General features: G+C 63.3%; 17 protein-coding genes. 11 read left to right on the top strand and 6 right to left on the bottom strand.

The window, feature by feature from the left end; translation table 11 throughout:
- Positions 1-166 precede the first annotated feature (166 nt).
- The 3 genes from QJT78_RS09205 to QJT78_RS09195 all read left to right on the top strand — a co-directional run bounded on the left by QJT78_RS09205 (position 167) and on the right by QJT78_RS09195 (position 3,135).
- Positions 167-1,945 (top strand): di-heme-cytochrome C peroxidase, encoded by a 1,779-nt coding sequence (locus tag QJT78_RS09205; protein WP_281460217.1) that lies wholly within the window; start codon positions 167-169, stop codon positions 1,943-1,945.
- A 114-nt stretch (positions 1,946-2,059) separates the two neighbouring features.
- Positions 2,060-2,641, top strand: coding sequence for a peroxidase-related enzyme (locus tag QJT78_RS09200; RefSeq protein ID WP_038942394.1), 582 nt, complete (start codon positions 2,060-2,062; stop codon positions 2,639-2,641).
- Positions 2,638-3,135 (top strand): MgtC/SapB family protein, encoded by a 498-nt coding sequence (locus tag QJT78_RS09195; RefSeq protein WP_038952598.1) that lies wholly within the window; start codon positions 2,638-2,640, stop codon positions 3,133-3,135. Before QJT78_RS09200 ends, QJT78_RS09195 begins: the two co-directional genes overlap by 4 nt.
- 32 nt (positions 3,136-3,167) lie before the next feature.
- On the opposite strand, the gene QJT78_RS09190 is transcribed toward QJT78_RS09195, so the two are convergent.
- Complete coding sequence (locus QJT78_RS09190; RefSeq protein ID WP_193375911.1) at positions 3,168-3,335, bottom strand: hypothetical protein; 168 nt, start codon at positions 3,333-3,335, stop codon at positions 3,168-3,170.
- Positions 3,336-3,474: 139 nt separating this feature from the next.
- Positions 3,475-4,206 (bottom strand): Crp/Fnr family transcriptional regulator, encoded by a 732-nt coding sequence (locus QJT78_RS09185; RefSeq protein ID WP_038942396.1) that lies wholly within the window; start codon positions 4,204-4,206, stop codon positions 3,475-3,477.
- Positions 4,207-4,369: 163 nt separating this feature from the next.
- Here QJT78_RS09185 and QJT78_RS09180 point away from each other — a divergent pair, with 163 nt between their 5' ends.
- Entirely contained in the window at positions 4,370-4,573 is a 204-nt protein-coding gene (locus QJT78_RS09180) for a hypothetical protein (RefSeq protein WP_028146675.1), read from the top strand.
- 43 nt (positions 4,574-4,616) lie between these two features.
- On the opposite strand, the gene QJT78_RS09175 is transcribed toward QJT78_RS09180, so the two are convergent.
- Complete coding sequence (locus QJT78_RS09175; RefSeq protein WP_166094525.1) at positions 4,617-4,760, bottom strand: hypothetical protein; 144 nt, start codon at positions 4,758-4,760, stop codon at positions 4,617-4,619.
- A gap of 276 nt (positions 4,761-5,036) precedes the next feature.
- Here QJT78_RS09175 and QJT78_RS09170 point away from each other — a divergent pair, with 276 nt between their 5' ends.
- A complete protein-coding gene (locus QJT78_RS09170; protein WP_193375912.1) occupies positions 5,037-5,192 on the top strand; it encodes a hypothetical protein in 156 nt (51 codons plus the stop codon).
- 15 nt (positions 5,193-5,207) lie between these two features.
- Here the strand turns inward: QJT78_RS09170 and QJT78_RS09165 are convergent, their stop codons facing one another.
- Positions 5,208-5,837: a ParB-like protein gene (locus QJT78_RS09165; RefSeq protein WP_028146676.1), complete on the bottom strand. Its 630-nt coding sequence runs from the start codon at positions 5,835-5,837 to the stop codon at positions 5,208-5,210.
- A 338-nt stretch (positions 5,838-6,175) separates the two neighbouring features.
- Here QJT78_RS09165 and QJT78_RS09160 point away from each other — a divergent pair, with 338 nt between their 5' ends.
- The 6 genes from QJT78_RS09160 (at position 6,176) to QJT78_RS09135 (ending at position 10,963) form a co-directional block, all read left to right on the top strand.
- Positions 6,176-6,517, top strand: a complete 342-nt coding sequence (locus QJT78_RS09160) for a hypothetical protein (protein ID WP_028146677.1) — start codon at positions 6,176-6,178, stop codon at positions 6,515-6,517.
- A 209-nt stretch (positions 6,518-6,726) separates the two neighbouring features.
- Positions 6,727-7,014 carry an acyl carrier protein gene (locus QJT78_RS09155; RefSeq protein WP_007592476.1) on the top strand — a complete coding sequence of 96 codons (288 nt, stop codon included), beginning with the start codon at positions 6,727-6,729 and terminating at the stop codon, positions 7,012-7,014.
- A gap of 10 nt (positions 7,015-7,024) precedes the next feature.
- On the top strand, positions 7,025-7,495 hold the full coding sequence (locus QJT78_RS09150; protein WP_028146678.1) for a 3-hydroxyacyl-ACP dehydratase FabZ family protein: 471 nt from the start codon (positions 7,025-7,027) through the stop codon (positions 7,493-7,495).
- The gene (locus QJT78_RS09145; protein WP_028146679.1) at positions 7,492-8,697 is read left to right on the top strand and encodes a beta-ketoacyl-ACP synthase; all 1,206 of its coding nucleotides are present in this window, start codon (positions 7,492-7,494) and stop codon (positions 8,695-8,697) included. The genes QJT78_RS09150 and QJT78_RS09145 overlap by 4 nt, the downstream gene beginning before the upstream one ends.
- A gap of 47 nt (positions 8,698-8,744) precedes the next feature.
- Positions 8,745-10,022, top strand: coding sequence for a beta-ketoacyl-ACP synthase (locus QJT78_RS09140; protein ID WP_028146680.1), 1,278 nt, complete (start codon positions 8,745-8,747; stop codon positions 10,020-10,022).
- A gap of 8 nt (positions 10,023-10,030) precedes the next feature.
- Positions 10,031-10,963, top strand: a complete 933-nt coding sequence (locus QJT78_RS09135) for a lipid A biosynthesis lauroyl acyltransferase (protein WP_028146681.1) — start codon at positions 10,031-10,033, stop codon at positions 10,961-10,963.
- 101 nt (positions 10,964-11,064) lie between these two features.
- On the opposite strand, the gene QJT78_RS09130 is transcribed toward QJT78_RS09135, so the two are convergent.
- Positions 11,065-12,177 (bottom strand): polyamine ABC transporter substrate-binding protein, encoded by a 1,113-nt coding sequence (locus QJT78_RS09130; protein WP_028146682.1) that lies wholly within the window; start codon positions 12,175-12,177, stop codon positions 11,065-11,067.
- Positions 12,178-12,182: 5 nt separating this feature from the next.
- A complete protein-coding gene (locus QJT78_RS09125) occupies positions 12,183-13,364 on the bottom strand; it encodes an aminotransferase (RefSeq protein WP_281460216.1) in 1,182 nt (393 codons plus the stop codon).
- Positions 13,365-13,367: the final 3 nt, after the last annotated feature.

Here is a 13,367-nt window from a genome sequence, read left to right as displayed (position 1 = left end):
CTTGACGGGACTTTGCCAAGAAGTACAATCTCGAGCATCCGGCGGCTATTTGTGACAGCTCTCGACGCTACCGGGCGAGCTGCGTCTTGCCCAGCTGCGCATAACTCCACAGATTCTGGTTTCGAGAAAACGGGTGGTTCATTTGTAGTTTATGGAGGGTCATGCGATGCGTCGTGTCGCTTTCCTCATTCGCTTTGCGCTCCTTGTCGCGGCCGGTTTGGGAATAGAGGCCGCTCTTGGTGATCCAATATATGTCGACCAAGGCCCGAATTGGACAGCGGAAGACAGGGCTGACTACTACACGCGCGACCAAGGCTCCCGCTTAATCAACCTCACCTGGCTACGTGCATTGAAAACGAAGGACGGACAACCGTTCCTCTCGGATGGCCTGACCCGATACGGCTTTCTCCCAAATCCGGACAATAAGGCCAAGCTCCCCGTCGGCCTCCACACCACAGGTCCCGCAGACTCCCAGATGGTCAGGATAACTTGCTCCGCGTGTCACACGCGGCAGGTTGAAGTGGGGGGCAAGACGTACCGCATCGATGGCGGTCCAGCCTTTATGGATTTCCAGGAGTTCCTGAGCGACCTGGCCAAGGCGGTAGGAGACGCAACCGCCAGCGAGACGGCATTCGCTGCATTTGCTGCGGCCGTCTCCGAACCTGCGACACCTTCTGCTGCCGATGTTGCCGAACTACGTCGGAGGGTTGATGCATGGCACCGGCGCGTTCATGCATTCGTGGCCGGTACATTCCCGCCAGTCGGCTGGGGACCTGGGCGGCTGGACGCCATCGGGATCATCTTCAACCGCATATCCGGCACCGACGTTGGGCCACCGCCTGATTTCTTGATCCCGGAAAACATGAAGATTGGCGACGCTCCGGTGCGCTATCCTTTCCTGTGGAATACACCGATGCAAAACCAAACCGATTGGGCCGGTTTTGTGTTGAATGGAAATCGCATTTTCGCACTTGCCCGGAACACCGGGCAGGCTCTGGCATTCGCCAACTTCGAACCAAAGCGGCGCTCGTTCGGCCCCTTCTTCGACTATGCCAACTCCATCAACTTCGATGGACTGAAAAGACTCGAGGAGTTGGTCCTGAAGATGGGCCCGCCAAAATGGCCGTCAGAATGGCCGCCTATCGACTCGAAGCTGGCTAAAGACGGTCAAAAAATCTTCGAGAGGCAGTGCAGCAAGGGGTGTCACGAGAAGAAGGAAGTCCGTGCCCTGCGCGACCTGTTTGTTACGACGTGGGTGACGCCGGTTCAGAACGTCGGCACCGACACACGTCAATTCGACGAGCTTGGTTGGACGGTGAAGACCGGCGCGCTGAAGGGAGCAGGTATCCCGTTGATCGCCAGGCACCTCGAGGAGGAGGATTATGCCGCCCACATGATGTTCAGCGCAGTCGCCGGAGCGATCCTCGACAATAAGCTGTATCTGGGGAGCGACGTCGGCTCCGGTGACGGCTTTGGCTCCTCGTTGCCTCCCAACGCCCAAAAGGCGCCCTCCACATCCCTCTCTCTGTCACCGGCTCCGGTCAAGGCGTCCATCGCGCCGCCCAGCAGCGCGCAACCTCCGAACCAGCCAGAAAGCCTGACGATCGAACCTGGGACGCTTCTTGAGCGCACCCTCAACAGAGGCGAGTATGAAGCTCGCGTGTTGGAGGGAATTTGGGCCGCGGCGCCTTACTTGCACAACGGCTCGGTGCCGACATTGGCGGAATTGCTCGTACCGCCTGCGAAGCGTACGTCACAATTCAAAGTTGGCGCCAGATACGACACCAAGAATGTTGGTCTTGACGTCACACAGGAGGGGCCAACTCGTCCAGTCACCGATTGCAATGACCTTAATTCAGGAAACAGCCGATGCGGGCATGACTATGGCACGCGCTTGAGCGACGACGAAAAGAAGGCACTCCTCGAATATTTGAAGACCCTTTGAGAGCCTCGGCTCTGTCTGCACCAGCCAGGATGTAGTCCGCGCAAGCGCTTTGCGCGAATGACTGCGATCGACTATGTTCCGCGTTTCCCCGAGAGCCCCATCCGGAACATCGTCATGTCCCCTCCTCCTTCACAACGCTTCCCCGCACCCGCCCTCGACACGCTCCCCGACGACATCCGCACGCGCCTGCTCGCCGTGCAGGAGAAGAGCGGCTTCGTGCCGAACGTGTTCCTGACGCTGGCCTACCGGCCCGACGAGTTCCGCGCGTTCTTCGCCTATCACGACGCGCTGATGGAGAAGGACGGCGGCCTCACCAAGGCCGAACGCGAGATGATCGTGGTCGCGACCTCGGCGGCCAACCAGTGCCAGTATTGCGTGATCGCGCACGGCGCGATCCTGCGCATTCGCGCCAAGAACCCTGTGATCGCCGACCAGATCGCCGTGAACTACCGCAAGGCCGACATCACGCCGCGGCAAAAGGCGATGCTCGATTTCGCGATGATGGTCTCGGCCGACGCGCAGCGCGTCTCCGACGAGGACTTCGCGACGCTTGCACCGCACGGCTTCAGCGACGACGACATCTGGGACATCGCCGCGATCTCCGCCTTCTTCGCGCTGTCCAATCGGCTGGCAAACTTCACCGGCATGAAGCCGAACGAGGAGTTTTACCTTATGGGGCGCTTGCCGAAAAAATGACGGAGCTCGACTGGCCCGAAATCCTTGCTCGTCTCGGTGCCGCGACCGTCGCCGCCGGCGCGATCGGCCTCGACCGCGACCTGCACGGCAAGCCGATCGGGCTGAAGACGCTCGGCATCGTCGGGCTCTCCACGGCGACCGTGGTTCTGCTCGCCCTGCAGCTCGCCGAGCCAACCAAGGTCGCCGATGCCGCCAGCCGCGTCATCCAGGGCATCCTCACCGGCATCGGCTTTCTCGGTGCCGGCGTCATCGTGCATCAGAGCATGGGATTTCGCGTCCGCGGGCTGACCAGCGCCGCCTGCACCTTTCTCGCGGCCTGCATCGGCATCGTCTGCGGCGCCGGACAGTGGAAGATCGTCGCCGTCGCGCTGGCGCTCGCCTTCGTGCTGCTGACGGTGGGCCGCCACATCGAGCGACGGTTGCACCGCATGCTCGGCGGCAAGCAGGATGCGCACACCGCGGAGACGTCTCCGGACGCGCCGCCGCGGACCTAGCCGGCTGCGCCAGCACGCGGCTCTCACATCCGTCACGTTTTCCGTCGTTGGCTCCAGAAGCTTCCGACACCGACGATGGCGGTGACGAGCAGAACGGCAACGAAGGTCTGGATGATCGTGAAATTCAGGGCATCGCGCGCGACGAACAGCGCGGTGATGGCACCGGCAACGACGAAGAGAATGCGAAAGATTGCGCTCACGGTGATGCCTCCGGGTCAGCATGACTCGAAGCCACCTGCGCCCTCGACATTCAGGCAACACCGGTTCGGCAATCATGCCGACGAACCATAGCGCCCTGCACCGATACGAATTTGCGGTAGGTCAAGTCGCCTGCGCGCCTCAAAGCGTCGGCGACTGATGCAGGTAACGGCCGTCGAAATCCGCAAGGTCCAGAAATTTCCGCTCGTCCAGCACCGTGACGCGGCCGCGGTGCAGCTCGACGATGCCCTCCTGCCGCAACTGCTTGATCACGCGGTTGGCGTGCACCCCGGTGATTCCCAGGGCTTCGCCGATCTGCTCCTGGGTCAGCGGCATCTCGAAGCTGTTGCCGTCAAGACGCCCGATGACCCGGAGGCGTTCGCGCAGCTCGATCATGACATGGGCAAGCCTTGCGGGCGCGGGACGCTGGCCGACATTGACGATCCATTCGCGAAACATGGCGGCGTCGATCAGCGTGTCCCGCCAGAACATCTCGGCAACGCTTGGACTGCGCTGGTGCAATTTTCGCAGCGTTTCGTGACTGATGAAGCCGAGCGTGCACGGCGCCAGCGTCGAAAGGTCGTGGTCCATCACGTGCAGGAACAGGCTCATCAGGTCGGGGATCTCGCCGGGGATGTGGATGGAGAGGATCTGACGCCTGCCGCTTGAAATCGTCTTGGAACGCGCACAGAAGCCGTCTGCGATCAGGCAGCAATTGGTTGCGCGCTCGCCGTCGCGCACCACGGGCGTATCCGCCGGATATTGACGAACCGCAATTGGGAGCGCCTCGATCTCCTTCACGTCGTCGTCCGAGATGCCTGAAGATGTACGCAAACGCCTGACAAGCGCAGCACGGATCGTATCGCTAGGCACGCGAGCTAGCTCCGGTTGGTATGAGGTGGGATCTGTATTGCAATCCCTGGCGCCGAGGCGCCGCTGCAATGAAAAACCCGCGATCCACGTCCCCGGTTCCAACAAAAGTTAAGGACGCCACTCGCCTTCCCATGGTTGGCTTTGCGCGGGATAAGGTGCAGCCATGACCAAGAAGCGCAACCGCACGCGACCGACCCTGCCACTCCAGGAGCGCCTGAACAAGTTCACACGGAACGCCCGCGCCGCGGCCAAGAAGCTGCCAGCCGGCACCGAACGCCACACATTGTTGCAGAAGGCGCGCGACGGCGAGGCAGCCGCCGAGATCGAACGCCTTCTGTCCTCACCTGGCCCGCAGCACCAGAAGTGATCGTCCCACCGGTGCGTAGCTGCGACCGCGAGGCGCTACGTAGCTAGCGCTGCGCCATCAACTCGAGCGCCGGAGCAAAGCGCTCGGAGAATGTCAGCGTCTTCGCGTGGCGAACTGCGGCAAACGATGCCGAGATTCCTGCTGTGGCGACTGCGAGCAAGGCGATTACGAAAACCAGACGGCGCATTTTGGCCTCCTGTGTGAGCTCGACTGCCCCACAGAGATGGGGCGGCTCTGTTTCAGGACGGTTTCATCCCTGCGGAAAATGACTTCGCTCAAGCGGCTGTGATGAGATCCGGCTTCTCGGGCCGCCGCGCCGTAACCAACTAACAATCATCGTCGTTGTCTTGCGACGGTCGCGAGCGGTACCGGGAATGTCACGCCGGCGATCACGATCATGCATCGCAAGACTGCCGCGATAAGCTGTATCCGCAGAAATGCGGAGTCATCGAGGATTGCTCAAATGAACGTCGTCATCCGGGAGCTCAATGGTCTATGGCATCTCGTCGTCGGCTCGTGCCAGATCCGAACGCCCTTCCTGGCAACCCAGGACCGCGCGCTGGTCGTGAGCTACGCCCGGCGCGTCTACCCCGGCGCCAAGATCTTTCAGCGCGACTGATGTGAGCGGTGACGCCTAATCGTCATCCGCCGGCCCGCACCAGCCGGGCAGATAGATAGCGTCCTTGCTCTTGGCCGCGGACAGGGCCTTCTCGAGCGCCTTATCGAAATTGGCATCGACTGCCTTGCGCGTCAGTTTACGGCGCAGAAAGTCGGCCCACAGGAATTCCGAGAACGGCGTGGTATCCTTGGCGAAGCCGCCCATGCGGCGGAGCTCGCCGGCAAGGCTTCGGAACGGATCGTCCTTGAGATCGACAACCGATCTCGGCAGATCGCGGAACGGCCGCCGCTCACCCTTGGAATCGTAAGGGTAGACCCAGCGCTTGTTGTCCATCACGCCCCAGAAAGCCTCGCGCTCGACCATTCTGAGGTCACCGACCACGGTCACCAGCACTTCCTTGACGCCCTCGTCGTGCAATGCACGGCCGAGATGATGATGGTCGATCACGTAGTAGCGCTGGTCCGGTCCGTAGACGACGGGGATCATGTGATTGCCGAGCAGGTCGGCCTGCTTCTTCTTGCCGTGCTCGCGCCAGCGCTTGCGCTTCTCCTTGACCTCGCGCATGCCGACCGTCATCTGCGTCGGCCGGAGCGACAGGATCGGCACCGGATGCACTCTCGGTTCGCGCGCGTTGGTGGTGGTCATGATGAAGGCCCCTCACATGGTTGCAACCGGTGGTCCAGTTCCCTTGATTATGCCACGGGCCCCGCGGCGGCAAAATGCGTTCGATCCGGCCGCGGAGATCACAAGCAGATGTTCACGAGAGTCGGCGATGCGTGCTTCGGGGTTGTTGCTGCAACGCAACCTCCGCTTCCTGTCACCGACCTGACAGCCGGCGCCGCGTTCGCTCGCGAGCCGCTCCGGAAATATGCCATGCAAGATAGTGCGAAAGCGCAATGCACGTGCGCGTTGAGAAGATTTTCTGCAAGGCATTCACGACGTATGCTATCTAAAAACCGCTGCTTCGGAGTGATCCCCTCACCATGAAAACACAGCGGCCCATCAGCTCGGATGACGAGCACCGGGTGCTCCAGTTCAGGCCGCGCAACGCGTCTCCCCCGCCGGCCCAACGGGGCAGCGGCACGGTGCAGCCGTTGCGCGTCGCGCCCGAGCCGCTTGACCTATCGCGCTATGAGAAACCCCGGCCGGAACCGGACAATTTCCGCCACCGCATGCTCGCCAATATTGCGGCGCTCGCCTTCACCATCGCGCTGACCGCAATCGGGATCTGGCTCGCGGTGAGCATTGCCGACCTGCGCCGCACCCAGGATTGCGTGCTGATGGGCCGCCGCGACTGCGCCAAGATCACGACGCCCCATATCTAGGCACCCCCCGGGTCAAAAGGCCCGCCGACGGCATCCCCAGCCCTGTCGCCGGGGCCGCCCGGCTCCATTGAACTCAGGGCGGCGCTCCGATATACGGGCTTTCGACCCGGCCAGAGGGGGGTTTGAGGGCGTCATCGGGGCGCGATGCCCACCCACCGTTCCACTCTGGAACTTCAGACAAATATCAGCAATATATCAAAGGCTTAGTGATGTCCTCCACATTCGATCAGGTCGCTACGATCATCGCTGAAACCTGCGACATCCCGCGCGACACGATCACGCCGGATAGCCACGCCATCGATGACCTCGGCATCGACAGCCTCGATTTCCTGGACATCGCGTTCGCGATCGACAAGCAGTTCGGCATCAAGCTGCCGCTGGAAAAGTGGACCCAGGAGGTCAACGACGGCAAGGCGACCACCGAGCAGTATTTCGTGCTGAAAAATCTGTGCGCCCGCATCGACGAACTGGTTGCGGCCAAGGGCGCGAGCGCCTAAGCGCGCGGTCATGCAACTCGAATACTTCCACATGATCGATCGCGTCGTCGACCTCAATGTCGACGCGAAGACGATTGTCGTCGAAGCCCTGGTCCCCAAGGAGAGCACGATCTTCGAGGGGCACTTCCCGGGCTATCCCCTGATGCCCGGCGTGCTCCTGATCGAATCGATGGCCCAGGCCTCGGGCTGGCTTCAGCTCGGCGTGCTCAAGTTCGAGCGCATGCCGATCCTGGCGGCCGTCAAGGAGGCCAAGGTCCGCGGCTCGGTCTTCCCCGGCGATCTCATGACCATCGAGGCGACCCTGTCGCATCAGGGCTCGGGCTATGCGGTGACCGACGCGAAGATCCGGGTCGGCGGCAAGCTGCGCGCGAATTCGACGCTCACCTTCACGCAGATCCCCTTCCCCAATGCGGATATGCGCGGCTTCATGGACGCGGTCGCCAAACGCGTCGGCTTCCCGCAACAGGCCGGATCGCCATGACTGACACTGCTTCGAAGCCCGGCCAGACGGAAGTCTGGATCACCGGCATTGGCCTTGCCACCTCGCTTGGCGAAGGCCTGGACGCCAACTGGGCCGCGCTTCAGGACAAGCGCATCAATGTCGACGAAAAGGGCTTTGCGCCCTGCATCGTGCATCCCCTGATGCCTGTTAGCTTCGACAGCCAGATCCCGAAGAAGGGCGACCAGCGCCAGATGGAAGCCTGGCAGCGCATCGGCACCTATGCCGCGGGCCTTGCGCTCGATTCCGCCGGGATCAAGGGCAACAAGGACATCCTGTCGAAGATCGACATGGTGGTGGCCGCCGGCGGCGGCGAGCGCGACCTCAATGTCGACTCCGGCGTGCTCACGGCCGAGGTCAAGGGCGCCAATGCGCCGGGCTTCCTCAACGAACGGCTGATGAGCGATCTCAGGCCGACGCTGTTCCTCGCCCAGCTCTCGAACCTGCTCGCCGGCAACATCGCCATCGTGCACGGTCTCGGCGGCACCTCGCGCACTTTCATGGGCGAAGAGGTCGCGGGTGCCGATGCGGCGCGCATTGCGCTCGCGCGCATCGCCTCGGGCGAGAGCGACATCGCGCTGATCGGCGGCTCCCACAATGGCGAGCGCAAGGACCTGATGGTCCTCTACGAATTCGGCGACTTCAATCTTAAGGACAAGTTTGCTCCGGTGTGGGCGCGCAAGGATCACCCCGGTTTCGCGTTGGGATCTGCCGGCGCGTTCCTGGTGCTGGAATCGAAGGCGCACGCGGAAGCGCGCGGCGCAAAGCCGTTCGCAAAGCTGTCGAGCGTCGTTGCCGACCTCGCCCGGCGCAAGCAGCCCGGCGACATGGCGGCGACGCTGGAGAAGCTTTGGGAAAAGCTGCCCAGGCGCGAGGGCAAGGGCGCGATCATATCGGGCGCGACCGGCGTGGAGCCCGCGACGTCAGAGGAGCGCGGCTTCCTGAAGGGCCATGCTGACTTCCCGGTGCGTTCGACCGGCACGATGTTCGGCCACACCATGGAAACGCAATTCCCGCTCGGCATCGCGCTCGCGGCGCTGTCGATCTCGCGCGGTGCGCTGTTCCCGCCGAACGATTCCACCGGGACCGAGATTGAAATGCAGGGCGCGCCCACCCAGATTGTGGTGGTGGGGGCCGGACACTGGCGCGGCGAGGGCATGGCTCTGGTCGAGGCCGTAAGCTGAAGCGCGTCGCGCTTTGGCGGATGCTCTAGCTGAATCGGGGGATCGACATGACTGCACCACGCGACAAACTCGGGCGTCCCGTCGTCGTCGTCACCGGCATGGGCATCATGACCTCGCTCGGCAACGGCAAGGCCGACAATTGGGCGAAGCTCGTGGCCGGCGAATCCGGCATCCGCACCATCACGCGCTTTCCGGTCGACGGCCTGAGGACGACGATGGCCGGCACGGTCGATTTCGTCAGCGTCGATCCGTTCTCCTCCACCGGCCTGTCCGAGCGGATGGCTGAGCTCGTCACGCAGGAAGCGCTCGCGCAGGCCGGCATCGGCGCCAAGGCCGATTTCCCCGGTCCGCTCTTCCTTGCGGTTGCACCGGTCGAAGTCGAGTGGCCGCAGCGCCGTGAGCTCGGCCGCGCCGTCGGCGCGCAGGATATCACCTATGACGATCTGCTGCGCATCTCCGGCGGTGGCAAGTACAGCGCCTATCACCACCGCTTCATGTTCGGCTCGGTGGCCGCATATCTCGCCGAGACCTTTGGCACCAAGGGCTCGCCGATCTCGCTGTCGACGGCCTGCGCCTCCGGCGCGACCTCGATCCAGCTCGGCGTCGAGGCGATCCGCCGCGGCGAGACCGATGCCGCGCTGTGCGTGGCAACCGACGGCACCGTAAACCCCGAAGCTCTCGTGCGTTTCTCGCTACTCTCGGCGCTGTCGACCCAGAACGATCCGCCGCAGGCGGCCTCCCGCCCCTTCTCCAAGAACCGCGACGGTTTCGTCATGGCCGAGGGCGCTGGCGCGCTCGTCCTGGAGAGCTACGAGGCCGCTACCGCGCGCGGCGCAAAAATCCTCGGCGTGATCGCCGGCTGCGGCGAGCTCACCGATTCCTTCCACCGCACCCGCTCTTCGCCCGACGGCAAGCCGATCATCGGCTGCATGAACAAGACGCTGGCCGATGCCGGCATGACGCCGGACCAGATCGACCACATCAACGCGCACGGCACCGCGACGCCCGAAAACGACAAGATGGAATTCAACACGACGTCGGCCGTGTTCGGCGAGCTCGCGCAGAAGATTCCGGTCACCTCCAACAAGTCGATGGTCGGCCACACCATCTCCGCCGCCGGCGCGGTGGAGGCGATCTTCTCGCTGCTCACCCTCGAGCATCAGCGCATCCCGCCGACGATCAACTACGACAATCCGGATCCCACGATCCTGTTCGACGTCGTCGGCAACACGGCGCGCGACGCCCGCGTCACCGCGGTGATGTCGAACTCGTTCGGCTTCGGCGGCCAGAACGCCTCGCTGATCCTGACCCGCGAACCGGCCTGACCGGACGCATGGCGCTGTTACCTGCGAGCATCAAGGCCCGCGCGCGGGAGGCTGGCAAATCGCTCGGCGGAAGCCTGATCGGGGCCGCCACTGTCGGCATGCTGCGCACCACGCGCTATTTCGATCCGGCCAAGACCTCGGACTTCTTCTCCCGCGTGGTGAAGACAATCGGCCCGCGCCTGCGCGAGCACCGCATCGGCCGCGCCAATCTCACCGCGGCGTTTCCCGAGAAGTCACCGGAAGAGATCGAACAGATCCTGATGGGCGTGTGGGACAATCTCGGCCGCGTCGGCGCCGAATTCGCCCATATGGACCAGGTCTGGGATTACGACCGCGATCATCCGGAAAAGAGCAAGATCGAATTGCCGGCGCGCGGCATCGAGCTGTTCGACCAGATCCGCGACGACGGCAAGCCCGCGCTGATCTTCGCTGCCCATCTCGCCAACTGGGAACTGCCGGCGCTCGCCGCCGTCGCGCATGGGCTGGACACTGCGATCCTCTATCGCCGGCCGAACATCGCCTCTGCCGATCGCATCATCCAGGAGATGCGCCAGGTCAACATGGGCACGCTGATCCCTGCGGGGCGCGATGCGCCGTTGCGGCTCGCGCAGGCGCTGAAGGACGGCAAGCACGTCGCCATGCTGATCGACCAGTATCTGACCGGCGGCGTCGAGGTCACCTTCTTCGGCCGCAAGACCCGCGCCAATCCGATGCTGGCCCGCCTGCTGCGTCAGGTCGAATGCCCGATCCACGGCGTCCGCATCATCCGCCTGCCCGGCAACCGTTTCCGCGGCGAGCTGACTGAGGAGATCCCGCCGGTGCGCGATGCCGACGGCAAGATCGACATCCAGGGCACGACGCAGGCGATCACAAGCGTGGTGGAAGGCTGGGTGCGCGAGCATCCCGAGCAATGGTTGTGGCTCCACAGAAGGTGGCGCTGATCTTGCTCCGTCATTGCGAGCGGAGCGAAGCAATCCAGAATCCTTCCGCGGAAACAGTCTGGATTGCTTCGTCGCTTCGCTCCTCGCAATGACGGGCGCTATTACCTTCCCGTCTTCACCTTGGTCCACAGCCGATTGATCACCCGCTGCGTCGCAGGCTCACGCGCCGTGATGACGAACAGTTTTGCCAGCGTCGCCTCGTCCGGATAGATGTTCTTGTCGTTCAGGATCTTCGGGTCGACCAGCTTCTGGCTGGCGAGGTTGCCGTTGGCGTAGGACAGGAAGTCCGAATTCTTGGCCGCGACGTCCGGGCGGTAGAGATAGTTGATCAGCTCGTAGGCCTCCTTGACGTTCTTGGCGTCCGCGGGGATCGCGAGATTGTCGAAGAACATCTGCGCGCCCTCCTTCGGAATAGTGTAGCCGATCTCGACCCCGCTCTTGGCTTCGGCCGCGCGGGCGCGGGCCTGCATGATGTCGCCGGACCAGCCGACCACGAAGCAGATCTCGCCGGTGGCGAGCGCGCTCAGATATTCGGACGAGTGAAATTTTCGCACCGAGGGGCGGACCTTGGCGACGATGTCGGCGGCCTTCTCCAGGTCCGCCTGCCTGGTCGAGTTCGGATCGAGCCCGAGATAGTTCAGCGCCGCCGGAAAGATGTCGTCGGCGGAGTCGAGCATGTGGACGCCGCAGTCCTTAAACTTCGCCAAATTCTCCGGCTTGAAGACGATGTCCCAGCTGTCGATCTTCGCGTCGGCCCCGAGGATCTGCTTCAGCTTGGCGACGTTGTAGCCGATGCCCGTCGTGCCCCACATGTAGTTGGCGGCGTAGACATTGCCGGGGTCGTAAATGCCGAGGCGCTCGGTCACCACGCCCCACGCATTGGCGAGGTTCGGCAGCTTCGACTTGTCGAGCTTCTGGAAGATGTTGGCCTTGATCTGGCGCTGGAGGAAATAGGCCGTGGGCACCACGACGTCGTAGCCGGACTTACCGGCCATCAGGCGCGTCTCCAGCGTCTCGTTGGCATCGAACGTGTCGTAGACCACCTTGATGCCGGTCTCCTTGGTGAAGGCCTCAAGAACATCAGGCGCCATGTAGTTGGACCAGTTGTAGAAGTTGACGACCCGCTCCTCGGCCCCTGCGGGGGCGGAAAGCAACGTCAGCGCCGCGGCGATTGCAAAACCAAGGCAAAGCCTGGAGCGGCCGACGTTCGTCATCTTTCCTACCTCTTGCGACCGCGCACCGCGTCCGACAACCGCTCCAGTGCGGTGTCGAGAGTCTCGTCCTTCTTGGCAAAGCAGAAGCGGACCACGGAGGTCACCGCGTCCTGCTCGTAGAAGGCCGACACCGGGATCGCCGCGACCTTGTAGTCTTTCACGATCCGCCAGCAGAACTCGGTATCGCTCTCGTTGAGCCCGAGCGGCGACAGGTCGACGGTGAGGAAGTAGGTGCCCTGCGACCTCAGCACGGGGAAGCCGAGGCTCTCCAGTCCCCTGGTCAGGCGGTCCCTGCTTCGCGTCAGGTCCTTGCGCATCGACAGGAAGTAGTCGTCGGACTTGCCGAGCCCATAGGCGACGGCGGCCTGGAGGTTCGGTGCGGTGGTGAAGGTCAGGAACTGGTGCACCTTGGCTGCCACCCGCAGCAGCGGCGGCGCGGCGCAGACGAAGCCGATCTTCCAGCCGGTCAGCGAGAAGATCTTGCCGGCCGAGCCGACCTTTATGGTGCGATCGCGCATGCCGGGGATGGTGATCAGGGGGATGTGCTTGTGCTCGTCGAACGTGACGTGCTCCCAGACCTCGTCGCAAATCGCGATGACGTCGAACTCCTGGCAGTAGCGGGCAAGCAGCTCGAGGTCCTCGCGCGGATAGACCACCGCGGAGGGATTCAGGGGATTGTTGAAGAGCACCGCCTTGGTCTTTGAATTGAAGACGCTTTTCAGCATGTCCTCATTGAGCCGCCAGTGCGGCGGCTCGAGGCGGACGAGCCGCGGAATGCCGCCGGCCTGGCGGATGATCGGCAGGTAGGAATCATAGACCGGCTGGAAGCAGACCACCTCGTCGCCGGGCTGGACCACCGCGAGGATCGCCGAGGTCAGCGCCTCGGTGCCGCCGGAGGTCACCATCACCTCGCTCATCGGATCGAGCTTGAGGCCGTGCCAGTGGCCGTAATGGGTCGCGATCGCCTGGCGCAGCTCCGGCAGGCCCATCATCGAGGGGTACTGATTGTAGCCGTTCAACGAGGCATCGGCCGCGGCGCGGCGGATGTCCTCAGGCCCGGGATCGTCGGGAAAGCCCTGGCCGAGATTGATGGCGTTGTTGTCGCGGGCGGCCTGCGACATCGCCTCGAAAATGGTGACGGGAAGGTCGGAGAAGACCTTGTTCAGCGAGGAGCTCTTGGTCGTCATCGC

The sequence above is a fragment of the Bradyrhizobium sp. Mp27 genome (genome assembly GCF_029953005.1).
Taxonomy (GTDB): domain Bacteria; phylum Pseudomonadota; class Alphaproteobacteria; order Rhizobiales; family Xanthobacteraceae; genus Bradyrhizobium; species Bradyrhizobium barranii.
Note: the sequence above shows the minus strand (reverse complement) of the source record. Positions and strands in the feature narration are given on the sequence as shown.

What these genes read in the sequence shown, in the direction of transcription:
- QJT78_RS09130 (WP_028146682.1), bottom strand. Translation starts at nt 12,177, where the DNA reads ATGACGAACGTCGGCCGCTCCAGGCTTTGCCTTGGTTTTGCAATCGCC.
- QJT78_RS09180 (WP_028146675.1), top strand. Translation starts at nt 4,370, where the DNA reads ATGACCAAGAAGCGCAACCGCACGCGACCGACCCTGCCACTCCAGGAG.
- QJT78_RS09165 (WP_028146676.1), bottom strand. Translation starts at nt 5,837, where the DNA reads ATGACCACCACCAACGCGCGCGAACCGAGAGTGCATCCGGTGCCGATC.
- QJT78_RS09155 (WP_007592476.1), top strand. Translation starts at nt 6,727, where the DNA reads ATGTCCTCCACATTCGATCAGGTCGCTACGATCATCGCTGAAACCTGC.
- QJT78_RS09160 (WP_028146677.1), top strand. Translation starts at nt 6,176, where the DNA reads ATGAAAACACAGCGGCCCATCAGCTCGGATGACGAGCACCGGGTGCTC.
- QJT78_RS09205 (WP_281460217.1), top strand. Translation starts at nt 167, where the DNA reads ATGCGTCGTGTCGCTTTCCTCATTCGCTTTGCGCTCCTTGTCGCGGCC.
- QJT78_RS09125 (WP_281460216.1), bottom strand. Translation starts at nt 13,364, where the DNA reads ATGACGACCAAGAGCTCCTCGCTGAACAAGGTCTTCTCCGACCTTCCC.
- QJT78_RS09200 (WP_038942394.1), top strand. Translation starts at nt 2,060, where the DNA reads ATGTCCCCTCCTCCTTCACAACGCTTCCCCGCACCCGCCCTCGACACG.
- QJT78_RS09175 (WP_166094525.1), bottom strand. Translation starts at nt 4,760, where the DNA reads ATGCGCCGTCTGGTTTTCGTAATCGCCTTGCTCGCAGTCGCCACAGCA.
- QJT78_RS09145 (WP_028146679.1), top strand. Translation starts at nt 7,492, where the DNA reads ATGACTGACACTGCTTCGAAGCCCGGCCAGACGGAAGTCTGGATCACC.
- QJT78_RS09150 (WP_028146678.1), top strand. Translation starts at nt 7,025, where the DNA reads ATGCAACTCGAATACTTCCACATGATCGATCGCGTCGTCGACCTCAAT.
- QJT78_RS09170 (WP_193375912.1), top strand. Translation starts at nt 5,037, where the DNA reads ATGAACGTCGTCATCCGGGAGCTCAATGGTCTATGGCATCTCGTCGTC.
- QJT78_RS09140 (WP_028146680.1), top strand. Translation starts at nt 8,745, where the DNA reads ATGACTGCACCACGCGACAAACTCGGGCGTCCCGTCGTCGTCGTCACC.
- QJT78_RS09135 (WP_028146681.1), top strand. Translation starts at nt 10,031, where the DNA reads ATGGCGCTGTTACCTGCGAGCATCAAGGCCCGCGCGCGGGAGGCTGGC.
- QJT78_RS09195 (WP_038952598.1), top strand. Translation starts at nt 2,638, where the DNA reads ATGACGGAGCTCGACTGGCCCGAAATCCTTGCTCGTCTCGGTGCCGCG.